Below are 24,721 nucleotides of genomic sequence, written 5' to 3'. Positions count from 1 at the left end.
CAGGATAAAACCTTAAACACCCATGCCATGAAAACATCCGAACAACAAAAGGAAATCGTAAAAGAAAAGTACGGCCAGATTGCCGAACAAAGCAAAGCGCAAAATGAATCAAGCTGTTGTGGGGCAACCTGCGGATGCTCTACCGTGGACTACGCGGTAATGGCCGACGACTATGCGGCACTGCAAGGCTATGTGGCCGAAGCGGATCTTGGATTAGGTTGCGGCTTGCCGACGGAGTTTGCCGGGATCAAGGCGGGGGATACTGTCGTTGACCTGGGATCGGGTGCGGGCAACGATGCGTTTGTAGCGCGAGCCATAGCGGGCGAGACGGGAAAAATCATCGGCATTGATTTTACAGAAAAAATGATCGGGAAGGCACGGGTCAATGCCGGAAAGCTTGGGTTCACCAACGTCGAGTTCCGGCAGGGCGATATCGAGAACATGCCGCTGGCCGCCGAGGTGGCCGACGTTGTCGTGAGCAATTGTGTCCTCAACCTCGTGCCCGATAAACAGAAAGCCTTTGCCGAAACCTTCCGTATCCTGAAAAAAGGAGGACACTTTAGCGTGTCCGATATCGTATTGACCGGCGAGCTTCCCCAGGGCCTGCAGCAAAGTGCCGAGATGTATGCCGGGTGTGTGTCGGGCGCCATTCAAAAGCACGAGTACATGAGCATCATCGAGAAGGCGGGCTTCACCAACATCACCATTCAAAAAGAAAAACGCATTGTCTTGCCCGCAGAGATCTTGAAAGATTATCTCACAGCTGAAGAGGCAACTGTATTTAATGCGTCAGACCAAGGCATCTTCAGCATCACCGTCTACGCCGAAAAACCCGCGAGCTGCTGCGCTCCCGGATGCTGCGCCTGATCCGTGAATACGTGAACGACGGGTGCCATTATTTTGCCAGATAGTAATGGATGGCGTCCTCCCAATCGTGCAAGTCATGCGCATACATTTTCTTGAGCATGGCCTCGTTGATTTCATTCCCCAAGGCATTGTGCCCGATGTACGCATAGGTGATGCTGGCAGCGGTTTGACTTTCATGGTGCGGGCTGCAAGTAACCGTGATGATCCAATGCCGATTTTCGGTATAGACGAGATATTGAATGATATACTGTTGGTTGTCATACCGCGTAACGATCCAGGTAAATTTTTTCTCGCCATGACCGTGGCCTGGGGTCACAAAGGTTGTTCCCTCGTGAATGGTCTCGGTGTCGGGATAGAGCAAAACCGGTTGCCAGCCTTCCGCCCATTTCTTTTCTTCGAAAGCGCCAAACAAAGGAAAGATTTGGTCGGGTTGGCCATCGATGATGATAGTGGCGTTTTTTGTGATCTGCTCGGAAACGAATCCCGGCTCTCTTAAGGGTTGATCGCAGGAACCCAACAGGGTGGCTGCGCTAAAAAGGGTGATCATTTTTTTCATGCCCCAAACTAGCGAGGGGATGAAAGAACCACGTATCGAAAATTGGTTTTTCTATTTCAGCAATGCCGAGGGCGCACATCCATAGGCTCTTTTGAAAAGATGGCTGAACGATGCGGGACTTTGAAATCCAACCGCATAACAGACCTCCGAAACGGAAGTGCTCCCAGTTTTCAATTGCTGGTAGGCCTGGTCCAGTCTTAGTTTTGTCAGATACTGATGGGGCGTGGTATGCCTCATTTCCTTAAAGAGTTTTAGAAAATGAAACCGGTTCAGACAGGCCGCGGCAGCCATCTGGTCGAGCGAAACGGTTTCCGAGAGATGCTCGCGCATGAATTCTTCGGCCACAATAATCCGCCGGTAAATTTCTTCGCGGGTAGAATGCTTTGCGGCTTTTAGATTTTCCAATTGGTTCCGGGTGTCACGGAGCAATGGAAAAAAGGCCAGTAAAATTTCGGCCAGTATTTCATCGTCTTGCGACGACTGTAGGAGGGAATAAAGTGAATGGCTGATGTTATCATTCATCAAAAAAGGCACCATCGGTAGGGATGGCGCAGCCGATGCTTCTTCCGGCGCAACATCCAGCAACGCATCCGCGGAACGGGTGGCCACTTGAAATGCATCCTTCACAAAGACCTCATCAAACGCGACAAGAAAGGTGTGTAAAGCATGTTTTTTTCTTAAATCGATTTCCAGTTGATCACCCGGATTCAGCATATAAAAATGATGATCCGAGGCCGTTACTTTGCGGTCGTTTAGAACATACTGTCCAGACTCGCGAAAATTGGCGATCAGCAGGTAGGGTGTTTCGTGTGCCGGGTGATGATAGTTGCCATGGATTGTTGAGAAGTACACATGATTCTTTAAGGCTTCCTGGGAAGCAACCGTGTTTATGTCTGGCGCAGGCAGGTTATGGTGAATCATAAAGACTACGAAACAAAAGTAAGGTCTTTGGATCAGAAACCACGAATCGCAATTTCAAATCAATTTATCAGAACTGGCGTCGTCCACAGAAACGATGCTGATCCTGACACGCTAACGTAGTTTAAATGGATTTGATCAAATGAATTTAAGCGTGTGCCGCGTGCGAATTATTGCGCCGCAGCATCTGCCACACACCTAAACCCAATATTCGACGACCCCGAATCGAAGGCGGTCCCTTGCCGTGCGCTGGGCCGGTAGTTAACACAATAGGTGGAGGCACACAGGAACGAGCCCCCGCGGCTCACGCGCTTCTGTGCATAGGGCTCCTGGGGATCATAACACTTCGCCGGCCCGCGTGGATTCACAGTCACCTTCGCCGACGCCAGGGTTTTGTAATAATTCACATCGTACCAGTCATTGGTCCATTCCCACACATTGCCGATGATGTCGTAGAGTCCATAAGGGTTGGGAGGGAAGCTTTTCACGGGCGACGTGCTTTCAAAGCCGTCTTCCTTGGTATTGGTCACCGGGAAGCTGCCCTGGTAGGTATTGGCCATGAACTTGCCATTGGGCGTCACCTCGGTGCCCCAACTGTAGCGCTCTTGTTGTTTGCCACCGCGCGAAGCAAACTCCCACTCAGCTTCCGTGGGCAGGCGCTTGTGTGCCCATCGGCAGTAGGCCATGGCGTCTTCGTAGGCCACGTGCACTACGGGGTGATTCCACCGTCCCTCCAGGTCGCTGCCCTTTCCCTCGGGGTGACGCCAGTCTGCGCCGGGTTGCCACTTCCACCACAGTGAATAGTCGTACTCCACAACAGGTTCAGAAGGTTTTTTAAACGTGAGTGAACCGGCAACGAGGAGGCTATCCGGGGGCTTTGATACGCCGGGCGGTACTTGCTTTTTTAGTTCCTCCCAATCGGGCTTGCGTTCGGCGACGGTCACGTATTTTGTGGCATCGGTAAAAGCTTTGAACTGTGCGTTGGTCACCTCGGTCTCGTCCATCCAAAACCCGCTCACTTGCACCGTATGTGCCGGGCGTTCCGTTTCGTAGGATTCAGGGTCGTCGGTGCCCATGATGAACTCCCCGCCGGGGATCCATACCATGCCGGGTCGTGCTTTTGCCTCGTCGGCGCTTGCACGATCTTCGGTTGACTTCCCGGAATGACATCCACAAACCAAAACTAAACTGCCGATGGCCAGGCCTGCTCTTCCCGAAAAATGTTTCATGATGATGGAGATTGCGTGTGAAGGAAAGTTACAAAAAAATCCAAGCCTGAAGTAAACATAGACCCGTGTTAGGAGTAGCCGCGCGTTACAGGGCATCCAACTTCTTTTGAATGGCTTGCTTGTCGGCCGGAGTTTTGGCTAGGTTCAGAGCCTGCTCGTAGTGGAGCCTGGCTTTGACCTGGTCGATGTCGGTGTACAATTCGCCGAGCAGCATGAAGTAAAAATGATGGCTGGTGAGCTGCAACCTTTCCGCTTCCACAATCGCTTGCCGCTTCCCGTTGGCCCGCGAAAGCGCATAGGTCCGGTTCAGCGCCGCCACGGGCGAGTATTCTATTTGAAGCAACTGGTTGTAAAGCTGCAGAATGTTTTCCCACTTCTCCTTTGTGCTGTTTTTTTGTGTATGCCAGTAGGCAATGCCCGCCTCCAGGTGATATTTAGAGAGTTTGTTGCCGCTGGCGGAGCGACTCAAAAAATAACCTCCCTTGCCGATCCACTCCGTGTTCCAACGGCTGGTATCCTGGTCTTCATAAAGGATCAACTCGCCGCTTTCCGACAATCGCGCATCAAAGCGCGACGTGTGAAAACACATGAGGGACAGCAAGGCGTTGGAAGCCGGCGTGTCGGTGACCGGGTTCTCCACCAGCATGGTGCAAAGCCGCATCGCTTCCAGGCAAAGCTCCTTGCGCAGAGTGCTGTTCTGGCTCACCGAATAATAGCCTTCGTTAAATAACAAATAGATCGTCGTCAGCACCGGGGCCATCCGCCCTTCCAACTGCGCAGCATCGGGCAACTCGATCTTTATTTTTTCCTCACGAAGTTTTTCCTTGGCCCGCAACAACCGCTTGTTGATCGTATCCTTGCTGGTGATAAACGCATCGGCGATCTCTTCAATACCAAACCCGCAAAGAATGCGCAGCGACAATCCTACCTGCGCCTCGGCGGGGATCACCGGGTGACACACGGCAAACATCATCTGCAGTTGGCTGTCGTTTATGTTTTGTGGCGACAGATCGAGCTCGATCTCCGCCGATTCCTCGGCGCTATTTTTTACAACCGGTGCAATCTTGCTGTCGTACACGTGACTGCGCTGCAAATACGTTTTGGCTTTGTTCCGCGCCACATGATACAGCCATGCGGTTGGGTTAGGAGGGACCCCACCGATGCCCCACGACTGCGTGGCGGTGAGAAAGGTGTCGCTGGCAATGTCCTCCGCCACTTCGATCTGGTCAAAACCAAAGCGTTTGCTGAGCACGGAAACAATTTTCCGGTACTCGATCCTGAACAAATGCGGTATCAATTCGCCGTGCTCCATAGAAAAATGCGCCCCGCAAAAACGGGGCGCGTCCAAAGTTATTTTTTATCGTGCACCGAAACCACCTTGCGCACCTCGACACTGTTGCCCGCGCCACCTAAAATAGGACACTCTTTTGCCATACGCAAAGCATCCTCAAAGTCAGTCGCCCGAACCGAAATAAAGCCCGCCAACGATTCCTTGATGTCGACATAAGGCCCATCGGTCACCACGCTGGGATGCTTCACCACTTTCCCTTCCGTAGAAAGTCCCGTGCCCCCCACAAACTTGTTCTGCGCAGCAATGCCCCCCACCCAATCCTGGTATTGTTTCATATAGACCTGCATTTGTTCAGGTGAAGGCTGGATTGCTTTCGTGAGGATATCGAGTCGGAATAGTAATACGTATTCTTCCATGTTGTTTGAAATTTGAAGTGTAAGATAGTTAAAATCAGGAGCCAGAATTCAGTAGCCCACCCGCGCCCTTGTTGGTGTTCTTCACCAACAAGAATTTGAAGCCGCCGTTTCAAATTGCAACGGTCCTCTCGCGCCCATTGCTTCAGGGCTATCGGCCATAAACTGAACGCGTCGTTTGATATTGATTATTGAATGGGTTGCCCGCGCAGATCATTCGTACGAGTCGGTGCCTTCATGAATAACAAAATTCGGAGCACACCTCAATATTTTGACCAGTCGCTAAGCGCACCACCACACCCTCTTGTTGGTGTCCCCACCAACAAGAATTTTGAACACACCATTCAAATATTCAACCAGCCCTCCGCGCCCATCAATCCATCCCCAGCATCACGACCCCGCCGGCCGTCCATCCCGTTTCCCCACCAACGGCACATAATTCAACAACACCACTCCACTCTTAAAATTTTTCACCGAAGTCAACGTCAGGTCCAGCATTCGTGCCATTCCCTTGAACGCAGGCGTGCCATCGCCGAGCGCCACGGGATCAAGCATGAATTGATAGGAATCGATGAGGCCCTTGTCGGCCAATTGCGTTACGATGCTGCCGCTGCCCAGGATGGTGATGTTCTTGTCGCCCTGTTTTAGTTTTTGCACGAATGCTTCAATGTTGTCGCTTACCAGTTGGCTGTTGTTCCAGGTTGCTTTTTTCAGGGTTCGGGAGAAGACGATTTTTTTTGAATTGTTCATGCCCTCGGCCACTGCTGGCACGCTTTGTTTGGCTTGCTCGGTGGGCCAGTAGCGCATCATCATTTCGTAGGTCACGCGGCCGAACATGAGCACGCTTTCTGTGCTGGCGGCATTGGAGGCAAATTCGCTTTCTTCCTGGCCGTGGCGATGCCAGCTGATGTCGTCGTTGAGGCCTTTGTAGTAGCCGTTTAGGGTGATGAAATTGAATACCGATAAGTGTCCCATGATGTGTTTGTTTAGTTTTTAATAAATGTTTATCAATCCCTTATCAAATGAGAAGGGCGGAATGGGACAACGGAGGGGAAATTTTTTGAAGAAATTTCCAAAAACCTGAAATTCAACGTGAAATGGCGGTATTGAAGAGATTGAAAGATGGCCTCAGTCACCCTTATTCATGACAAAGGGCGCGTGCGGAATGTTTATAATTCGCTTATCTTCCCTTTAAAAGCTTCTGAAAAATACACCCATGGAATCGCCACAGCAACCCCTCGTTTCCCACGCCGAACCGATCCTTCCCGTGGCCGACATCACGGCCACCGTTGACTACTGGCATGACGTGTTGGGATTTCCGGAAAAGTGGACCTGGGGTGAGCCACCCAATCACGGCGGGGTGCGCTGGCACGGTGCGCACATACAGTTCACGCTCAATCCATCGCTTGCCGCGGTTTCAGGAGCACAGGCCATTTTCATTGTTGCGCGAAACATACAGGCGCTGTATGCTTTGCATCAATCAAGAAATGTAGAGATCGTGGCCCCGCTCGAAAACAAACCGTGGGGCATGTCGGGCTACATCGTCCGCGAAAGGAACGGGTACTATATCAACTTTGGCGGGGCGTTGACCGGTGATCACGAACATCGTCACGGGCGTGCACCTGTGCCGATGCGCATCGTTCACCGCAGCCCGACCCCTGCAGAATATTCACACCTTTGCATCGCCGTGGGCTGGTCGAAGGCGGCGAACCCGGAGGGAGTGCCGGCCATCCTGGCGTCGCTTGTGCATGCCGTGGTGGCTGAACACGCGCTGACCGGGGAAGCGCTGGGTTGCGCATTGTTGATCGGCGACAACGCCAGTGTCTACTATGTCAAAGACGTGATGGTGCATCCCGACTGGCAGCACCAGGGCGTGGGCACGGCCCTGATGGAGGAACTGATCCAATGGTTCGACGCCAACGCACCACACAACGCGCTGGCCACCCTCATCACAGGCGAAAACCTGGCGCAATTTTACCAGCCCCTGGGATTTACACCCGCGTTCGGCATGATGCGCTGGTCGCGGAAACCAGGAACCGATAAAGTGTAGGGGCTTGAAAATCGGCCCGTGGAATGGGAGGGGTGTTGAAGGCAGGGTTGGGTTGGAGTCAGTGTGGAAAGGAAGCAGGGTGCCTTCAGACTTTTTGCTTCAGATATTTTCGCTTCCACACTTTATACCAGTGCTTGTTTTTCGGATAGCTGCGATGGGGCGTGGCATTGTTGCATAACAGCGCCACGAAAAAGAGGATGAGCACGCCGCTCAGCACGGGGCTGAGCACATACCAGAAACCCAGCGCCTGGATCTTCGCCGACCCGATGTTGGCGATCAGGGCGGTTGCCCCGCCGGGAGGATGAAGAGTTTTGGTGATCTGCATAAACACAATGGACAAAGCCACCGACAGGGCCGACGTGAACCAAACATCACCCGGAACGACCTTGTGCACCAGCACGCCCGTGAACGCACAAATCACATGCCCCCCGATCAGGTTCCGAGGCTGTGCCAACGGACTGTTGATGATGCCGTAGATCAACACGGAAGAGGCGCCAAAAGAACCGATCAGGAAGAGATTGTCGATTGGAGCCAGGTTGCTGTTGAGCCAGCCGATGACGGCGATGCCCAGAAATGCGCCGACAAACGTCCAAAGATGCTCCTGGAAATCGACGAGCGTCTCCTGGTAAATGATCCGGCGGGCCTTAAAAATGTGGCGTTTCACCTTTCTTTTCACGGCCGCAAAGATGCGCGAAAAAAATTGGCGTCGCGACTAGGGGTTTATACGGATATGATGACTTTGGATGGGCGCTGGACGCCGGCAAAAAGGACTTGCCATCTATAATTTTGTCCCTTGAATCATGATGGATGTTTTTATGGATTGTTCCTTCAAATGCAAGAATTTCTTTCGCTCCTCGTCGTGTTTGAAGTTTTCAAAATCTTGTTCGGAGTCAAATTCTGCGAGGTGAATTTCATAGGGTGGCTCGATTTGGTTTTCGATAAAGGTGTCCGGCGTTGGTCTGACCCGGAACAGCAGTCGCCCGTTGTATTTTGAAATGGTGGGGATGGCTACCTTTTCAAATTCGTCGAAGACTTTTTCTTGCCCTTTGATGATGTAAATAAGTTGCGTTACGAAAATCATTTCTGATGCTTTTGTGGGGAGTATTTTTTGGTGACCGGGGAAATCAAATGCAGGAAGTGATCCCGCGTGAAATGCAAATTCCCGTCTTCATAATTACCAGATTTTGACCGATAAATCAAAAGCTATCTCCGGAAAATCGACTGGGATCGCCACGTGACGTCTAGGCATTGCAGATTCGGCGCTCGCGTAAGGGCGCGATAACCCAAGCAGGGTGGTGGTTTGTCAATTAAAGGACTGCCGGAATTCCAAAGGCGAAAGGTTGGTTTTTGTTTTGAACAACTTGCTGAAAGACTGGGGATGTTCAAACCCCAGTGCATAAGCGATCTCGCTCACCGACAAATCGGTGGTGGATAGTTTTTCTTTTGCCTTTTCGATCAGCTTCTCGTGGAGGTGTTGTTGCGTACTCTGTCCCGTCAACACCTTCAGCAAGCCCGATAGATAGTTGGGAGACACATGTAATCTTTCGGCGACGTATTGAACGGTGGGCAATCCCTTGTTTATTAACGCTTCATCATTAAAATATTCCGTAAGGATCTCTTCCAGACGGTTAAGGATCTTATGGTTGGTGATCTTGCGGGTTATGAATTGACGCTGATAGAATCGCTCGGCATAGGTGAACAACACTTCCAATTGCGCGATGATGATGTTCTGACTGAATTTGTCAATGTTCGAATGGTACTCCTGCTGAATGTTTTTCACGATGCCCGCCATGGTCGCTTCTTCTTTGTCGGAAAGAAACAAGGCTTCGTGTACCGAGTAATCAAAGTACTCGTATTGTTTTATGGTTTTGGCCAACGGCGTGTTCCACAAAAAATCGGGATGGATGAGCAAGATCCATCCCGAACGTTTTGTGTCCAGATCTTTCCCCACCTCAACTCCAAAGACCTGGCCAGGCGACATAAAAAACATGACCCCTTCGTCAAAATCATATTCCTGCTGGCCGTATTTTATTTTGGCATTGAAATTTCTTTTCAGCGCGATGGAATAAAAGTCGAATACCCAGTTGATCGGATTGTTCTCAACCGAATGCTTGATGGATTCATAATCCACCAGGCTGATCAACGGATGTTCCGGTTTGGGTAATCCCCTCACCCGGTGAAATTCGCTTATCGTTTTGACCCGGTAAAGTTGCTTGGCTGGCATGCTGCGATGATAGTTACTTTTTGCTGAGATTGTCGTAGGGCGGCATATTTTTATTTGAAGACGGCAGCAAATTCCTTAGCGAAATCGGTCAGTTTTGTTTTCCCCAACGCCGGGCGGTTGCGATAATAGTCTTCGAACAACACCCCGCTATGCATACTGGCATTCATCTCCACCAAACCTGCAGCCACCCGCGGCGGCACGCCAGCGGCCTCTAAACCGTTTTGCGTCTCTTCGCTGCTCTTAATGACCCATTTCAAATCAGGCTTCCCGATGGCGGCACCTAAGATACGGGCCACTTCAATGCAGGGCAGTTCATCGCTTGCCACATAGCGTACTTTAATGCCTTCTGTGAGGGTCATGAGTTCTTTGGCAGCCACGGCAGCAATATCAAGGGGAGAAACCCAGGGCACGCGGTCGTCCGCTCCATAATTCGAAGCCATGACGCCTTGTTTTTTTATGGCGCCCACAAAGCCAAGCAAATTGTAATAGAAGGCGGTCGGTCGCAGGTGTGTAAGGGCTATGCCCGGTATTTTCTTTAGCGCCTGCTCCATATCATGATGGGCGAGAATGATTCCGGAATCCTTATCCAGGTGCGCGCCAACACTACTCAGATGAACCACCCGCTTCACGCCCGATTGTTGAATGGCTTGTGCATAGGTCTCGCCGATCGCGCGATAGTATGCTCTCGGGTCAAGGTTGCCATGGAAGTGGAAGTTTGGCGGGATCATACAATACGCCGCATCCGAACCTGTAAATGTCCTGGTAAGAAACGCAAGGTTGTCTATCGACCCGATGGCCGCCGTTGCCCCTAAAGCTTCGATGTCTTTTTGTTTTTCGGGATTACTGCTAATAACGGTGACCGAATGCCCGTTTTGTAATAGTTCTTTTGTTAGTGGTTGACTGATGTTTCCCAGTGAACCGGTTACGATGATTTTCATACTGTCTGTTTTTTATGCTTACAAAATTCAGCAGTATGAAAGGAGGGGACGTAGCCAAATCTATGGTTGTTGTAGTCAAAAAACAGGATCGGGCTGGAAGGGTATCACGGCTCATTGGCATTCCAGATATCATGCGTCGTTAGCCAGGAACCGTCGTTTTGACGTTGAAGGATGTTGATGTATTTCGCGGTGGATACAAGGGTGTCGCCGCCGCTATGCGGGACGAGCTTCACCTTTGCAAAGCCTACGCCATAGCCAATGTCGCCGGAAACCTTTACATCCTCATAGCCACTCTCCAGAAAAGTTTTGTACTGATCAAAGATGCCCTGATAATATTTGCGCACAGCCTCCCGGCCCGTGGTTGACGGTTTATCGGGAGCCATCAACATTCCACTTTCTGTAAAGGCAGCCGCTATGACCTCGGCGTTTCCCTCATTGAACGCTTTCGCGCGAGTCGCGCTGAGTGCTTTGATCTTTGAAATATCACTGGCCTCATCCTGTACTTTCCGCTTATCGCAGCAAGCTAAGCTGGTTAGTATCAGCGTGACCACAAGTAGTTTCTGCATCGAGATGATCGTTGGTTTTTGGAGGTCTGCAATTTAGTGAATGCGATTCACTGAAAATAATATAAGTTACAACATCGTAGGCCGTTCGGGATGTGTCGGCCTCCGCAGGCAGATGTGAAATCATCGCTGTAGCAAATATCAAACTCAACTCCCTATTTCTTTTAAGATAATATAAGTACATTCGATGTACGTTACAGGCATGTAAATCCTCTTCAGGATTAAAGGCCAGTGGTTGCTCTGAGGACAATGTCAGAGTTTATTTATCCATCGATAATTTGTAAGCGAGTGCCCTCCACTTGCTTCTGATGCAAACCTGAAAAAGGTTTACGCCCCGAAATCGTAAGGGCCATCGATATTCTTCTGTACCTGCCTGTTATCTGCGTCAGTTCTTCTCCGAATAATCCATTCACCATTATACCTACTTCAAGAAAGGAGGATATATGTCATTCAATTTACAACCACCGTATTTCCAGCGGCTGGGATCTTTTCTTATCATTAAGGAAGTTGGCGGCGTTGTAGTATGTAAATGGAAATTTTATGTATTCGTACTCCTGGCCTACTTCGTCACGCCCGTCAAAAGCTCGGGATCAGTGCCGGAATCGGTGCTGACCGGAAAATCCTTTACCGTCAATATGCCCGGCGATGAAGAGGATCCGGATGCTGGTGGGGGTGGTGATGATAATAAATGTGATACCGACCCGAATACACCGGGCGATCAATGTACGTTCAGAGCAGCGATCCAAAATCACAATGCGAACCGCCACCTGGACCTGAATACGATTTCCTTTAATATTGATACGAAGGCCCTGGGATTGGAGCGCGTCATCATCAAGGTAGGAAGTACCGGCCTGGGAGCTTTGCCACCCATCCTTGGTGCCGTCAATATTCAGGGCCTCAATTCAGGCAGTCCACCAGAAGCCGTAGGCCGGATTGAATTGGATGGGAGTATGGCAGGAAACAACGCCATTGGACTTCGATTGCTGGGGGGCAATTGTCATATCAGTTTCTTCGTCATCCATAGCTTTTCTTCTCATGGCATCTATATTTCCGGTACACCTCCGCCCGGAGAAGGCGGACACCGCCTGGAGTCTAACTAAATTGGAACAGATGTCACCGCCAAACAAGACAAAGGGAACGGTGGCGACGGGATTTTCATTGAAGACACTCCGGACAATGTCGTCGGGGGAGCAGGTTTACTCCGGAATATTATATCGGGGAATGAAGGGTATGGCATCCGCATTCTGGGTAGAGATCCAAATGTATCGGGGAGTAGTCGTAGCGGAGCACCAAACAACAGACTGGAAGGAAATTTAATCGGTCTTGATTTCCTGGAACAGAATGTCTTGGCGAATGCAAAGGGAGGAGTATTGATAGAAGATGGCCGGGACATTTCAGTGGGAAGTACGCAGGAGAATAGAGGCAATAAAATAGCCGGTGTCAAGAATGGCGTCACCATTCAGGGCAGCCTTTCGCAAGGGATCAAGGTGATGGGCAATTTTATTGGGAAGGACGGAACAGGATCCAAGTTTTTGGTAGGAATTCTTCACCGTGGAAAGCTGATCACCATCGAGGGTAACCTACTGGAAAACATAGACAGCGTTGGTATCGACGCCTTCCTGAACGCGGATGGCGTCTACAATATCAAGGCTAACCGATTTGAGGGCAAAATGAGGATCGGAACCAAGTTGACTTTCGGGGAGGGGCGAACCATAAATATAGAATACCTCAATAATTACCATAGCGAAAATGGCAAGGGAGTGCAATTTGAAGAGTCTCTCAAAGGCAACATCAATTGGAATGTCGTCGGAAATTTCGCTAACCTGGGAGCCACCGGTGGGAGCCTTGTCATCCGATCGAATGGCACAAAAAACTTCAGCACGAACACCTGGGAACTCCATACGGAGGCAGGATTCAGATACATTGCCGAAATCGAAAAGAATGTATTCGCGACGGTGACCGTTACCGGCGAAGTGTATGACAGAAACGGACTGGATGGCGTTGGCATCAAGGCCACGGTGAAAGGAGAGCTTGCCTACGCCTTTCTCAATACGACAAGTAAAAGCAATGGAAAAGATGGAACGCGGCTGGAACTCTTCGGTGAGCTGGGCGGCCAGTTTAGTTTGCAAGCAAACCAGTCAAGGGCCGAGTTGAACGGAGGAGCGGGGTTTAGAATTATAAATGGATCAACCCGGTTAGATCTGTTACGCGCTCACTTTGAAAAGGACCTTATTAATGGCAATCTCGACGGGGGACTTTTTCTATTCGATGGCCAACTCAAATTCAGCGTTCTTGAAAACACCATCACGAACAATGGTCCCTATGGGATCGAACTTGGTGGTGGTACTCAGGCCAATGTTAAGAGCAATACCGTTTCAGGGAATCAGGTTGGCGTGAACGTAATGGATCACGCAGAGGCTACACTGACAAACAACACCATTTCGGATAATAGCGTTGCAGGGGTATTCACACAGCAACAAGGCGTAGCTACGGTGAACAACAATACGTTTACGGCGAATGGCACAGCCCTGGCCCTGGCGGGAAACGGCACGGGTTCTATCCTGGGAAACAGCATATCTGAAAATCTTGGGCTTGGCATTGACCTCGGCAATGATGGCATCACGGCCAATGATGCGGGTGATGCCGATATGGGAACGAACAACCTGCAGAACTTTCCATTGCTGAGTCAGGTAAGTTCCAGCGGTGGCAACACCAACATCCAGGGATCGCTTAATAGTACACCCAATAACGTCTTTCGCCTGGAATTTTTTTCCAATGCGAAATGTAACGCTTCTGGATTTGGAGAAGGAGAGACCTTCCTCGGCTTCGAACAAGTCACAACGGATAACGCAGGCAACGCTGTGTTTTCGGTTGATCTCAGCAATACTACTGTTCCCGATGGCGCTTTCATTACCGCGACAGCCACCGATCCGGCCAATAATACCAGTGAATTTTCACCCTGCTTGTTCTTTGGAACCGTAGCTGATCTGGAGCTCACCCTGCAAGCCGATAAAACTAACCTGACCGTAGGAGAACAGGTGACCTTCACCATGAGTTTAACAAACAAAGGCCCTGCTGGCGCCACAGGTATAGCCGTGAAGGATGCCGCTCCGATAGGTTTGAGCTTTGACAACATTACGGCAAGTACAGGTAGCTATGATGCAACCACCGGTATCTGGACAGTAGGCGCGCTGAGCCTGGGAAATAATGCCACCCTTACCATCTTAGCCACCACGCTGCAGGCGGGCCTCGCTACCAACGTGGCAGAAATATCCGCCAGCGATCAGGGTGACCCCGATTCAACTCCCGATAACGGGGTTGAGAGTGAAGATGACCAGGGTCTCATTTCCGTAGAAGTCCAGGAGGTAACAGGTATAGAACAACAAATGGAACCTTTGGAAAATGTAGGCCTGTATCCCAATCCGTTCTTTATTTCGACAACCATTACCTTTGAGTTGGTTCATCAAAGCAACGTTCATTTGACAATTTATGATGACAAGGGAATGAAAACAGGATCCGAATTCAGCCAACTGCTACCGGCTGGAGTACACACCCTACACTGGACTCCAGAGCATTTTTTGCGTGCCGGGATATATTTTCTTTGCATACAAACGGATACATCGATTTCAACGAGTCGGATACTGTACATGAAGTGATAGTGGGTATAAGTGGACACTAATCGAAATGACTCAAGGAGGATCACGATCGAGTTTTGGGGTACAGCTTGACGGGCTACTCTTTCAAAAACTCAAAATCAAACCTTCTTTCAATCAACATCGCCGCAATTTCAGGAGAGTTATTCTTTAGGCTGATATATCCGTCGATAGATAACAGGCCTGGGACTTCAACCTCCTCGAATCGCATGAGCATTATGGTGGATGTATTTTTCTTCTTTATGAGGTCCCTGATTGCCCTCCACTCCAGTCCGCACCATTCACTTTGCTCATACTCTGGTGAAAGGAAAATCACAATCAATCTGGAATGTTTCATGTATATATCCTGCAAATACGAGTCAAGATTCGGCCTAGCTAGTTCAGCCTTAAAGTCATCATCATAAAAAATATTCAGATCGGGTTTGAGTCGCTTCAGTTCTTCACGAACACTTTTTACGTAATCCCGCCGCTTGCCTGGAAACGATAGCGCGATATCGAAGCGATAGGAGTGCAAGGACGGGGCAGACTGACTGTTTTTTGATGCTCTTAAACTTGATTTGGCCAGATCAATGTCGATATGATCCTGATGTTTCAAGCTTGAAAAGCTCGGACTGGGAATGTCAAAATTCTCAACCGCGCCCGTTGCACAGTTGCGACAAACAAGTTTCGCCGTTACTTCGACATGAGGGCCTTTTTCGGATGAGTCATAGTACTCGATGTTTTCATCCTCGACTTCAAGTTTATTGCCACAGGTCTTGCATTTGAATGTGTCGCGGATGAAGACTCGTGGCGCCTCTAACTGATGTTCAAAGGTATGCGTCTTATCACAATCCAAACACGGGAATGTCATCAATGCGAAAGCCGAATAGCGTCCCTCACTTTGCCGCCGCCATGAAATTCTTTGCACATCGACGGTAACTTTCACCGGCGGTGTGTCCATTCCGCCTTCTATTGTCACACCAGTTGCCTGATAAGGAAGAAAGGTTTCCTTAACATCATGTTTGTGGTCCTCGGAACACGAATGACATATTAATTCATTCAGGGAAATCTCTATGCTACTGACAGATTCCATACCTTTTTGTCATTAAATAAGGTGCATTTGTAATGCAGTTTTGGTTTTTCGATAATTAGGCCTTTTATGCAAAGCGCTTTCAGGTCGCGCGCGATTTGGGGGTAATCTCGTATCGTTTTCTCGGCATCGAATTCCTCAAGTTCCTCTTCAAAATCGTCCTGACCTGGATGATCAGGAGCGTGAATATTCCGTTTGCTGAGGTAAGACAATCTTAGATTGTCAACAATTTCCTGCGCCGAGCGAACCGATCGCGTAAATCTGCAGAGGTCTTCTCGAAGTACATGATGCCAGGAAGATAGGACTTCTGCACCTTGTCTAAGTCTAAATTGAAAGTGCGTGTACTCGTGCATCAACGTGACGCGGAAATCAAAATTAACGTCACGATCAAACCGAAAGCCTCTCGATTCAATGCCCTTTCTTATGACCACGCGGCCTTGAGACTCTTCACAAAAACCTTCAACTCCCAGGGGAAAATAGGGTGCTTTTGCATATTCGTGTATAAAATGAATAACGGAAGCCCTGTTAAAAGCGCTGATCGGCCCAATTTCACCCAGCACAAACCTTCCATCGGCAACCAGTTCTCCGGGAGTGTTTTCATCGAACAGGGTCTTTTTAATGTAACGTCTTAATGCATGCTGGCGAAAGCGATCGCTACTAATCATGAGAACTCGTAGCGAAGACCCAAAGCTTGCCAATAGACGATTTATTTTGCCCTCCTCCCAGCATTTTACTTTGGAGCCAAAAAGATCAAGTTGGTATTCGGCGAGAGTCGTTCTGGATATCCTGCGAATTTTCCGCAAAGCAATAGCTTGAATAAACCGGTTTCGAAATTGAATAAAAAGTGGATCGTCGAATCTTGGTTGCTTCTTTTTGTCCTCATTTGAATGAAGGTAGTGGTACCACCAAACAATGTTGTTAACTTTGTCATCGTCTTCGGCTTTGTTAAGCAGCATGTCGGCCAGCAATCCATCTGCTAAAACCTGATACTGTCTTGTCACTTCTTGCTCAAGCTTTGTGCGTATGGTGTTTATATCATCTTTTTCATCCTCACGATCCTGTAAAGGAAAGTGATCGTTCAATCCTGGCATCGCCGACAGATTGTCAGAAACCAATTTCGAATCTTGAGGTAGGCCTATAATATCCAACAATCGAATGGAATCTCTTAGCGTCGCTTCCGCCTTTATTGGCTTGCCGGCAAGGAAGTACACAACGCCAAGATCGTTTAGGATTTTTGCATATAACTCAAGCTCATTTCGCGCTCCATAATACTCGCCCACCATCTCAAGTGGCTCAATGGCTTCCATTGGTCCTCCTGATTCTGCCACCAGCACTGAATGAATATGTAGGAGCGATAGAACTTCCGGAAGATAACAGTCGCTAGGTTGGTGCGTTTCATGATCGGCACTTGGCGGTGATTCAGTTTGCCAGGGATGACATTTTTTTAGTGAATCCTGAATACACAAGCAAGCATTTGGGAAGTCCTTTGTGAGGCAGTACACTCTAGCTAGTTTTGCCAATCCGGAAATAACCCGATCCGGGCTTTTCTCGGCAAGAATCGAACGTGCCGTCCCCAGAAGATTTTTAGCTTCGTCAAAATGGCCAGCCTCGTATTTGGAGATGGAGGCCTCTAGGGTTAATTCGAATTCGATTTCGCTGGGAAGGACAGTTGTCTCCCATTTCGAAAATAAACTGTCGGTGACAGGCTCGCCTAAATAGCAAATCGCAGGGTTTATTGCTGATCGCATCACTTTTGTTTCTTGGGCTGGAGTGACTTCAGAACACCGAAGGTTCGCGCAATGGTTTGGAGATGATCCAAAATTCCGGCTGGCTGGTCGAATTCCTGTCCTTGAAAGAATCCCTTCATTCCTTGAATGAATGTATCCTTTGTGCAATCTTCAAGACTGCCTAATATCGCATATCCCTTGTCGGCTTCAAGTCTCGAAATGATAACTTCGAAATTAGATCTCCCCCTCGGCAGCTCTGCGAGATAGATTACGTTGTTTGTTTTTTTGCCAAATGCCTTATCTAAAGGACAAAGCATAAAGAAGGGCTCGGGAGCTTCGATGGGTTCCGGAAAAGAAATGAGCAGGAAAATACCTACCGTCAGATCAACCAGTTCAGCATGCAAAGATTTTGAAGTAGAAGTATTGGGGAAGGAAATCTCATGAGCACGTTTCCATTGTTGCGCAAGAAGATTGTCGAGTTGCTTTGCCTTGTTAGCGGTCAATTTTTCTCTTGCCTTGGCCAAATCTGGCTCACCCCTCGGGAATGACCCCTCAGAATTCAATAAGGCATTCAACGCCTCGGGCACTGCGACCATCGCATAGTAAATATGCGGCGTTCTGAATTCCTCCTCCTCGGTCGCATTCTTTGACGGTTTATTCTCCCTTTTCGGATTCCACAGCGACTTCATCGTTGAATTCAGACCAAGTTCAAATCGTACTCTTTCTCTCCGGTGCATTTCTTTAATCGCCGAGTGAAAGAGTTCTTTTTCGGGAGACAAATACCAATTATGATTCCGACGTCCACCGTCGGAAAACCATTCACAGAGTACACCTGCTGAGGGGCCAATCCCAACCCGACCCTCCTCACATTTTTCCAGGACCAGATACCTGTAGTATTTGTAGGGCTGCTCACACACAACGATTGCGATGAAGAAGACCTCGACAACAGCTTCCGGCGTGGGGAGCGTAATGAGCGTGTACCTTGCTCCGCCGTCAGCAATGGATTCAAAGGCGAGAGCTGTACCCGGTAATTTTGCCCCTAGGCCGCCAGCATAGACGTCGTCTCCAACTTTGGTCCACAGGCGACTCAGCCAGGACCCGAATAATGATGACTCCGTCAACTTTACAAACGCTGAAAGATCTTGAAATAAAATCTCGCGTAGTTCTCGATGGGCAAACAGATAATGATGTGCACGGGGGTTCATAGGATAGGGTCTACAATTTAAAGTGCGAAAACCAACGGACAGTAGAGCAAAAGCCATCCAACTTCTTCGAACGAAGAAGTTAGGATTGACTTGGAAACTAATATACTCTAGATTTTGTCCATTATCAATTGCCGATAAGTAAGCCCAGAACTAGTCGCTCGTGCCTATTTCGGGGTTCCACGCTTTGTAGATGATCACTAAGGAGGAATGAAGAAGTAAAACTATCCGATGGGCCAAGTGTCAGATTTGCGGATCGAGGTTGGGTTGAAGGTCATCTAGGCCGGCGACCGGTTTTTACTCCGTGCAAGACACAACTTAAGCGTCCAGAAAAAAATCGCTCCTGGAAAATGCCTGCCTTACGACCATCGATAACGATCTGGAGGCAACGGGATTTTAAAGATGTTGGGTATCGCCGGTGTAAAATTTCCGGCATGATTCGCTATAGCTAGTATAAGGTCATAAAAAAAGCCCCGTCAAGATGTGACGGGGCTTGTGTCGGGGCGGCCAGATTCGAACTGACGACCTCTTGGTCCCAAACCAAGCGCGATACCGGGCTACGCTACGCCCCGATCCCATAAGGGAGCGCAAAGATACATTTTATTCGCATACCTCCTAAGTCACCACAAAAAAACAGGCCACCCGGTGGATTTTGCGTTCCTTTTATGTTATAAATTATTGAATATTAATAAGTTGCCAATTAATCGAATGCTGGATATTTTCATACTTTAACAGGGCATTGGATCATGAGGTGGCCAGTTCGAATCTGGCCGCCCGACGAAAATCTAAAAAAAGCCCCTTTAGGTTTTTTTTAAAGCTTACCGCGATTTCATTCTTTCGTAGATGTGCAGAAAGACCAAGGCATCCTCGCCTGTTAAAGACACTCAAGCGCCCTTCAATCGGTTATGCAACAATTCACGTTTAGTTACGCCCTGGGTGGCAAATCGGAAACAATTGCAACTTTTTGTGTATGGTCTTGAGGCTCATCATTTTCGTTGATCACGTTCGTGAATACATTTTTGATATCGGCGATTAAGTCCGTCATATTGTGAGAAGATTGAGGCACGGTACCTCAAGAATGTTGATTTTCGACGGTGGATGTTTCAGCGATTTCGAATCAACCAATAATCCAATTGATCAGAAAGCCTGTGCACACTAGGCCGATGGTGTATTGGAAAATTATGAGAAGTGAATATCTCAAAGGGAAAAACTCCATATTTTTCAAGTCGATATTAAATCGAAAAAAGATAATACCTGTATAAAGCAAGATGGCAATATATCTTTTAATCGTTTGGATTGTTAAATTTCGATTCTCTGGTATATGGGATAAATCTAATTTGTCGTTCGGATAGACGGCCTGAAGTTTATCGTAGAGTCGATAGTTGAAGAATGAGAAAAATAGCACCGCCGATAATGAGTATAAAACAATTCTCCACTTTTGGTATCCATACCTCCACCAAAGATCAGCGATCCATAGCGATGAGTCAAAATGTTTTTGCCAATCGTGATATTCAATATCCAATTTTCTATAGCTATCTGTGAACCCATTTGTTTTGAGACCTGCTAATAGTCTTTCGTACGTGCTACTGACGCCGTCATAATATTTTTTGTTGTAGTGAACAGAGTCAACAAAGTACAATTGGAAATTTCGATACTGTAATTTAATTTTTGAAGCATCGGTTTCGAACAGGTTCAAGCAGCAAGTATTAATGCCCTTTCTAAGGAAGGTGGTTGTAAGATCAAGTTCTTGACCTAATTTGGAATGACTTAGATCAATGGAGTCGGGTAATGGTGTATTAAAGAATGGCGTGTTGAAGAAAGGAATCGATGTGCTGTCTATTTTGGTGTAACTCAAATCTAGCTTGCCTTTTATCGTGCAATTTTTAAATACAGGAAAGTGGTTAAGGCTTGAAAAATTAAAGTTGGCTCCCTCTCTAAACCCACAGTTCTCGAAGCTGATGTATTCTATAAAATTGTGACTAGCTAATAATTTTTTTTCAAGACCACAATATTCCCAGCTCCCGTTGTATTTACGTGTTTCAAGCGAAACAGTATCGTGGAAGTAGGCCTCCCCGACAGTCATAGTGCTTCCCGACTCAAAGGTTGTTAGTGAGACTCGGGATCCAAAGATTGACATGTCGGCTTGATAGAATGTGTTTTCGGACAAAGCGTGCTGGCGTTTAGATCGTCCGCGTAAGTTGAGCTCGATTCTAGTGGGATTTTCGATAATTAATAACGAATTTTTGCCTACAGCAACGGTCATCTGATGCAACGCAAAACGGACATCGCCCGATAAATATATCGTAAATCCACGTTTACCCCATGCCGTATTTTTTATTTTTCCTGATATTGAGTCGTGATAGTCGAAAGAATGTCCCGCTGATAGTTGCCACTCGTTAAAGAAAGCTGAGTCAAGTTGCCCATGGCAGGGTGTGCTAAACGATAAGGCGATTATGAGTATTATGCTATTTTTCACAACGGCACTTGGGATTTTCATTAATCTAAGAAAAATCCTCGTAGTTTCTCTATTTTTTTCTGTTTAGATATTTCTACTCAGAAGGGTAAACATAGTGAACTTATATCTTCGGTGGTGCATATCAAATTTTTGCATGGCCTAAGGATTCTTCCAATCCTTATAAATAAACCGTAACGCATCATAGTAGGCGAGCATCGGCTCTGTCATATGTGTCTCTTTAGGATAATAATTGTATTGATAACGCAACCCGGTCATCGCCTTCGCCGCCAGCACAGCATCAAACTTTAACAGGTTCGTGTGAAACGTGCTGGAGTCAGACACGCCTTCGCTGGCGTCGCTAAAGAAAAGGGTTTTGTTTAGCGGGGCGCCTTTTTTTAGTTTTTGATCGGTGAGCTTCAATACGTATTCCCTGTCCCACCAAAGCGAGGGACTCACCGAAATATATCCCTGGAACATGTCGGCATGTGTCAACAGGCAATAGATGGAGGCCAGGCCACCAAACGAGTGCCCCGCCAGGATGGTGTAGGGTTGGGTCTTGTAATGGCGCTCCACATAGGGCTTCAGTTCTTCCCGGATAAACTGCAGGAACCGCTCGTTGCCGCCACTCGGTTTCATCCACGAGACCTTGCTGGTGTCGGGTTGACCAAAATAGTTGATGATGCTTTCGGTAGGGGTGAGGTCGCGGGTGCGCTTGCTGTTGACGATGCCCACGATGATCATTTGGGGAATGACGTTCACATCCCACCGGCTAAGATAATCCGCGTATTGGGCGAGCATATCGAAGTGACTCTCTCCGTCCATTAAATACAACACCGGGTACGTCTTGTTCGGATTTGTAGAATCTGCCTTGGGGCAGTGGATATAGATCGTGCGCGTTTCGCCCAACACCTTCGAAGGAAGCTCGAGGAGTTTGCTGGTGGTCTGTACATACGGTGAGATCTTCTGAGCCGTGGTGTGAAGGGCGAGGAGCACGAAAAGCAACATCAGGCCTTTTGAGCAGGGCGAAACGGGGATTGTCATTTTTAATTTTAAGAATATAGAAAGGAAGCAACATCGGCTAAAACAAAATACGATAACGGAATCATTCCGCCCGCAGGCTTTTCACGGGATTCTCGTTCGCAGAGCTGATCGCCTGAAAGCAGACGGTAGCAAAGGCTATCACCACCGCCACACATCCCGCGAAAGCGAAAACCAACCAACTGATCTCTATCCGGTAGGCAAAATCGCTGAGCCACTCATTCGCCGCCGTCCATGCAATGGGAATGGCAATGACGGCCGCGACCGTCACGAGGATCAAAAGATCTTTTGCCAGGATAAAGACAATGTTACCCACGGAGCTCCCCAGAACTTTCCGTATGCCGATTTCTTTTCTTCGTCTTTCCGCGGCGAAAGTCATGAGTCCGAACAGACCCAGACACGCTATGGAGACCGCGAGGATGGTGAACGACAACATCAGGTTCGCCTGCCTGCGCTCAGCCTCGTATTGACGCCCGAAATTGTCATCCAGAAAATTGTATTCAAATGCGCCGGCAGGATTGAATTTTTTGAAAATACTTTCCGCGTGGGCAAGGGCCCCTGGCAGATCGGTCTCACTCATTCGGAGATACATGTTGTCCTTGTCCATCGCATCCCGGGGAAGTTGAAGGATCAACGGCTCAACTTTGTGCTGGAGCGAATAAATGTTAAAATCTTTCAGAACCCCCACGATGGTGAGGAGGATAGGCCGGCCGGCAGAATCGGTTCCCATTTGTATTTTCTTTCCCACGGGGTCGTCCCAGGCGGCGTCATCGGCGAGGGTTTGATTCACCAGCACAGCCTCGTTCTTGTCGGAGGGTATTGCCGCTGACAAATTTCTGCCGGCTGTCACCGCGATCTGCAGGGTGGGCACGAAGGTGTCGTCGATCGTGAAAAAGTTGGCCACGCGCGGGCGGTCTTCCATTTTGCCCTGGTGTTCGATGGTGTATTGGCGGCTGCCAATGTTGTTATTGCCAATCGGGTTGCCGGCGGTGGCCGCTTCCTCGATCAATGGATTTTGCAACAGCTGGGTTCGCAGGGCATCCGTCTGCAGGCGCATCGCCGGATTGTCGAGATGGAAGGTGATCACCTGATCTTTATTGAACCCCAGATCTTTGTGCGAAACAAAACGGAGTTGCTGATAGATCACCACCGAAGCCGCAATCATGGCAATGGTGACTACAAACTGGAAAACCACCAGCGACTGCCGGAAAAGTATGGTGCTGTTCAAATCTCCCGTGAGCCCTTTGAGCGAAGGAACCACCCGAAAGCCCGACATGAACAGGGCAGGGTATAGGCCACTCAGCAGACCGGCGAAAACGGAGAATACCAGGAGGGCCGCGATCGTGGGCACCGTCCCAAACTGCCAGATGTCGGCCGCTACCGGCGCGAACGACTGAAGCAGTGGCACAATAAATGTCATGAGCACCACAGCCATGCAGGACGCGACGATGGTGATCTGCACCGATTCAGAAAGGAACAGTCCCATCAGTTGTGTTCTTGTCGAGCCCATCGCTTTTCGCATCCCGGTTTCACGGAGTCTTAAAGAAGCCCGGGCGGTTGACAAATTCATGTAGTTGATCGAGGCGATGATCAGGATCAATGCGGCGATGGCGCTCAAAATATAAACACAACGGGCCTGGCTGTTGGTGCCGAGCTCAAAGCTAAGATTGGAATGAAGGTGTATCGCGGTCAACGGTTGCATCTCGGCGCGGTATTGCATGCCGGGGGGCATCGCGGCCGACATGTGCCGGTCAAAGAAGCCCGACAGCTTTTGCTGAACACTCGTAGCATCCTCTGCCCGATGCAGCAGGACGTAGGTGTATAAATAGGCGTTCGTCCAGGGGCCCTCCAGGTTGTTGGGCAGCGGGCGCAATCCGCTAAAAGAAAAATGACTGTTGGACGGCACATCTTCGATCACACCGCTGATGACAACCGTCTCATTTCCCGCCTGCAGTGTCTTTCCGAGTGCAGTCGATTCGTTGCCAAAGACTTTTTTTGCAAGGCCGCGCGTGATGATCATCGATTGGGGTTGATCCAGGGCTGTGGACTGGTCACCATACAGGAAGGTGCCCGAGAATACCCGGAAGAAGCTCTTGTCGACCAGGAGGACATCACCCACCTTGAATTCTTTGTTGTTGTAGGCGAACGTGCCGCCGCCTTCCGCATCGATCCGAACGAATTCCTCCACCTCTGGAAAGTCTGCCTTCAGCGCGGCGCCGTAAGGAGCGGGGGTAGTGGCACCGTTAAATTCTCCGCCATCCCATTGCGCGTGTTGCGCGATCCGGAATATGCGACTTGAACGCTCATGGTAACGATCGAAGCTTAACTCATGGCCTACGTGCAATGCAATGATCCACGTAGCCGCCAGCCCGAGCGCCAGCCCACCGATGTTGATCAACGAAAACAATTTATGACGAAGGAGATTCCGAATCGAAATGACGAAGTAGTTCAACAACATGCGAAAGGGTTTTGTGTAGGGGTCCCAATAGTTATGCCATCCATAATATAGGACAATAAGCAATAAAAAT

Annotated in this window: 21 protein-coding genes and 1 tRNA gene; 4 read left to right on the top strand and 18 right to left on the bottom strand. The window is 48.9% G+C overall.

All coding sequences use genetic code 11. The features are described 5' to 3' along the window. Positions 1-27: 27 nt before the first annotated feature. Complete coding sequence (locus BUB30_RS04930; protein ID WP_073131604.1) at positions 28-867, top strand: arsenite methyltransferase; 840 nt, start codon at positions 28-30, stop codon at positions 865-867. 28 nt (positions 868-895) lie between these two features. Here the strand turns inward: BUB30_RS04930 and BUB30_RS04925 are convergent, their stop codons facing one another. The 6 genes from BUB30_RS04925 to BUB30_RS04900 all read right to left on the bottom strand — a co-directional run bounded on the left by BUB30_RS04925 (position 896) and on the right by BUB30_RS04900 (position 6,249). After that, positions 896-1,414 carry a hypothetical protein gene (locus BUB30_RS04925; protein ID WP_143164765.1) on the bottom strand — a complete coding sequence of 173 codons (519 nt, stop codon included), beginning with the start codon at positions 1,412-1,414 and terminating at the stop codon, positions 896-898. A 60-nt stretch (positions 1,415-1,474) separates the two neighbouring features. Then, the gene (locus BUB30_RS04920; protein WP_178377027.1) at positions 1,475-2,275 is read right to left on the bottom strand and encodes an AraC family transcriptional regulator; all 801 of its coding nucleotides are present in this window, start codon (positions 2,273-2,275) and stop codon (positions 1,475-1,477) included. Between the two features lie 236 nt (positions 2,276-2,511). Next, entirely contained in the window at positions 2,512-3,570 is a 1,059-nt protein-coding gene (locus tag BUB30_RS04915) for a formylglycine-generating enzyme family protein (RefSeq protein WP_073131598.1), read from the bottom strand. Between the two features lie 85 nt (positions 3,571-3,655). Continuing rightward, positions 3,656-4,882: an RNA polymerase sigma factor gene (locus BUB30_RS04910; RefSeq protein WP_073131596.1), complete on the bottom strand. Its 1,227-nt coding sequence runs from the start codon at positions 4,880-4,882 to the stop codon at positions 3,656-3,658. A gap of 38 nt (positions 4,883-4,920) precedes the next feature. Further along, a complete protein-coding gene (locus tag BUB30_RS04905; RefSeq protein ID WP_073131594.1) occupies positions 4,921-5,277 on the bottom strand; it encodes a YciI family protein in 357 nt (118 codons plus the stop codon). A gap of 387 nt (positions 5,278-5,664) precedes the next feature. Then, entirely contained in the window at positions 5,665-6,249 is a 585-nt protein-coding gene (locus BUB30_RS04900; protein WP_073131592.1) for a dihydrofolate reductase family protein, read from the bottom strand. Between the two features lie 241 nt (positions 6,250-6,490). Here BUB30_RS04900 and BUB30_RS04895 point away from each other — a divergent pair, with 241 nt between their 5' ends. Next, entirely contained in the window at positions 6,491-7,324 is an 834-nt protein-coding gene (locus BUB30_RS04895; protein ID WP_073131590.1) for a GNAT family N-acetyltransferase, read from the top strand. Between the two features lie 85 nt (positions 7,325-7,409). On the opposite strand, the gene BUB30_RS04890 is transcribed toward BUB30_RS04895, so the two are convergent. The 5 genes from BUB30_RS04890 to BUB30_RS04870 form a co-directional block, all read right to left on the bottom strand. Further along, complete coding sequence (locus tag BUB30_RS04890) at positions 7,410-7,988, bottom strand: HPP family protein (protein WP_245804032.1); 579 nt, start codon at positions 7,986-7,988, stop codon at positions 7,410-7,412. A 114-nt stretch (positions 7,989-8,102) separates the two neighbouring features. After that, the gene (locus BUB30_RS04885) at positions 8,103-8,405 is read right to left on the bottom strand and encodes a DUF1330 domain-containing protein (protein ID WP_073131587.1); all 303 of its coding nucleotides are present in this window, start codon (positions 8,403-8,405) and stop codon (positions 8,103-8,105) included. 222 nt (positions 8,406-8,627) lie between these two features. After that, complete coding sequence (locus BUB30_RS04880) at positions 8,628-9,548, bottom strand: helix-turn-helix domain-containing protein (protein WP_073131585.1); 921 nt, start codon at positions 9,546-9,548, stop codon at positions 8,628-8,630. Positions 9,549-9,598: 50 nt separating this feature from the next. Then, on the bottom strand, positions 9,599-10,486 hold the full coding sequence (locus BUB30_RS04875; RefSeq protein WP_073131583.1) for an NmrA family NAD(P)-binding protein: 888 nt from the start codon (positions 10,484-10,486) through the stop codon (positions 9,599-9,601). Between the two features lie 104 nt (positions 10,487-10,590). Then, positions 10,591-11,052 carry a YybH family protein gene (locus tag BUB30_RS04870; RefSeq protein WP_073131581.1) on the bottom strand — a complete coding sequence of 154 codons (462 nt, stop codon included), beginning with the start codon at positions 11,050-11,052 and terminating at the stop codon, positions 10,591-10,593. 440 nt (positions 11,053-11,492) lie between these two features. Between BUB30_RS04870 and BUB30_RS04865 the strand changes: the two genes are divergently transcribed. Then, a complete protein-coding gene (locus BUB30_RS04865) occupies positions 11,493-12,149 on the top strand; it encodes a hypothetical protein (protein WP_073131579.1) in 657 nt (218 codons plus the stop codon). A gap of 246 nt (positions 12,150-12,395) precedes the next feature. After that, positions 12,396-14,705: a right-handed parallel beta-helix repeat-containing protein gene (locus BUB30_RS04860; RefSeq protein WP_073131577.1), complete on the top strand. Its 2,310-nt coding sequence runs from the start codon at positions 12,396-12,398 to the stop codon at positions 14,703-14,705. A gap of 76 nt (positions 14,706-14,781) precedes the next feature. Here BUB30_RS04860 and BUB30_RS34520 read toward each other — a convergent pair whose 3' ends face one another. The 7 genes from BUB30_RS34520 to BUB30_RS04825 form a co-directional block, all read right to left on the bottom strand. Next, positions 14,782-15,774, bottom strand: coding sequence for a TIR domain-containing protein (locus tag BUB30_RS34520; RefSeq protein ID WP_084137906.1), 993 nt, complete (start codon positions 15,772-15,774; stop codon positions 14,782-14,784). Next, positions 15,753-17,519 carry a hypothetical protein gene (locus BUB30_RS04850; RefSeq protein WP_073131575.1) on the bottom strand — a complete coding sequence of 589 codons (1,767 nt, stop codon included), beginning with the start codon at positions 17,517-17,519 and terminating at the stop codon, positions 15,753-15,755. Before BUB30_RS04850 ends, BUB30_RS34520 begins: the two co-directional genes overlap by 22 nt. Beyond that, positions 17,519-18,703 (bottom strand): hypothetical protein, encoded by a 1,185-nt coding sequence (locus BUB30_RS04845; RefSeq protein WP_073131573.1) that lies wholly within the window; start codon positions 18,701-18,703, stop codon positions 17,519-17,521. Before BUB30_RS04845 ends, BUB30_RS04850 begins: the two co-directional genes overlap by 1 nt. Before the next feature lie 495 nt (positions 18,704-19,198). Next, positions 19,199-19,272: transfer RNA gene (locus tag BUB30_RS04840), tRNA-Pro, on the bottom strand. 545 nt (positions 19,273-19,817) lie between these two features. After that, complete coding sequence (locus tag BUB30_RS04835) at positions 19,818-21,176, bottom strand: hypothetical protein (protein WP_143164764.1); 1,359 nt, start codon at positions 21,174-21,176, stop codon at positions 19,818-19,820. 138 nt (positions 21,177-21,314) lie between these two features. After that, a complete protein-coding gene (locus BUB30_RS04830) occupies positions 21,315-22,196 on the bottom strand; it encodes an alpha/beta hydrolase (protein ID WP_073131570.1) in 882 nt (293 codons plus the stop codon). Between the two features lie 61 nt (positions 22,197-22,257). Continuing rightward, positions 22,258-24,651, bottom strand: coding sequence for an ABC transporter permease (locus BUB30_RS04825; protein WP_073131568.1), 2,394 nt, complete (start codon positions 24,649-24,651; stop codon positions 22,258-22,260). Between the last annotated feature and the right edge of the window lie 70 nt (positions 24,652-24,721).

The sequence above is a fragment of the Chryseolinea serpens genome (genome assembly GCF_900129725.1).
In the GTDB taxonomy this organism is placed as follows: Bacteria; Bacteroidota; Bacteroidia; order Cytophagales; family Cyclobacteriaceae; genus Chryseolinea; species Chryseolinea serpens.
This window is presented reverse-complemented; position numbering and strand designations above follow the sequence as displayed.

Coding starts and splice junctions, on each gene's coding strand:
- BUB30_RS04930 (WP_073131604.1), top strand. CDS start 28: ATGAAAACATCCGAACAACAAAAGGAAATCGTAAAAGAAAAGTACGGC.
- BUB30_RS04925 (WP_143164765.1), bottom strand. CDS start 1,414: ATGATCACCCTTTTTAGCGCAGCCACCCTGTTGGGTTCCTGCGATCAA.
- BUB30_RS04915 (WP_073131598.1), bottom strand. CDS start 3,570: ATGAAACATTTTTCGGGAAGAGCAGGCCTGGCCATCGGCAGTTTAGTT.
- BUB30_RS04910 (WP_073131596.1), bottom strand. CDS start 4,882: ATGGAGCACGGCGAATTGATACCGCATTTGTTCAGGATCGAGTACCGG.
- BUB30_RS04905 (WP_073131594.1), bottom strand. CDS start 5,277: ATGGAAGAATACGTATTACTATTCCGACTCGATATCCTCACGAAAGCA.
- BUB30_RS04900 (WP_073131592.1), bottom strand. CDS start 6,249: ATGGGACACTTATCGGTATTCAATTTCATCACCCTAAACGGCTACTAC.
- BUB30_RS04895 (WP_073131590.1), top strand. CDS start 6,491: ATGGAATCGCCACAGCAACCCCTCGTTTCCCACGCCGAACCGATCCTT.
- BUB30_RS04885 (WP_073131587.1), bottom strand. CDS start 8,405: ATGATTTTCGTAACGCAACTTATTTACATCATCAAAGGGCAAGAAAAA.
- BUB30_RS04880 (WP_073131585.1), bottom strand. CDS start 9,548: ATGCCAGCCAAGCAACTTTACCGGGTCAAAACGATAAGCGAATTTCAC.
- BUB30_RS04875 (WP_073131583.1), bottom strand. CDS start 10,486: ATGAAAATCATCGTAACCGGTTCACTGGGAAACATCAGTCAACCACTA.
- BUB30_RS04870 (WP_073131581.1), bottom strand. CDS start 11,052: ATGCAGAAACTACTTGTGGTCACGCTGATACTAACCAGCTTAGCTTGC.
- BUB30_RS04865 (WP_073131579.1), top strand. CDS start 11,493: ATGTCATTCAATTTACAACCACCGTATTTCCAGCGGCTGGGATCTTTT.
- BUB30_RS34520 (WP_084137906.1), bottom strand. CDS start 15,774: ATGGAATCTGTCAGTAGCATAGAGATTTCCCTGAATGAATTAATATGT.
- BUB30_RS04850 (WP_073131575.1), bottom strand. CDS start 17,519: ATGCGATCAGCAATAAACCCTGCGATTTGCTATTTAGGCGAGCCTGTC.
- BUB30_RS04845 (WP_073131573.1), bottom strand. CDS start 18,703: ATGAACCCCCGTGCACATCATTATCTGTTTGCCCATCGAGAACTACGC.
- BUB30_RS04830 (WP_073131570.1), bottom strand. CDS start 22,196: ATGACAATCCCCGTTTCGCCCTGCTCAAAAGGCCTGATGTTGCTTTTC.
- BUB30_RS04825 (WP_073131568.1), bottom strand. CDS start 24,651: ATGTTGTTGAACTACTTCGTCATTTCGATTCGGAATCTCCTTCGTCAT.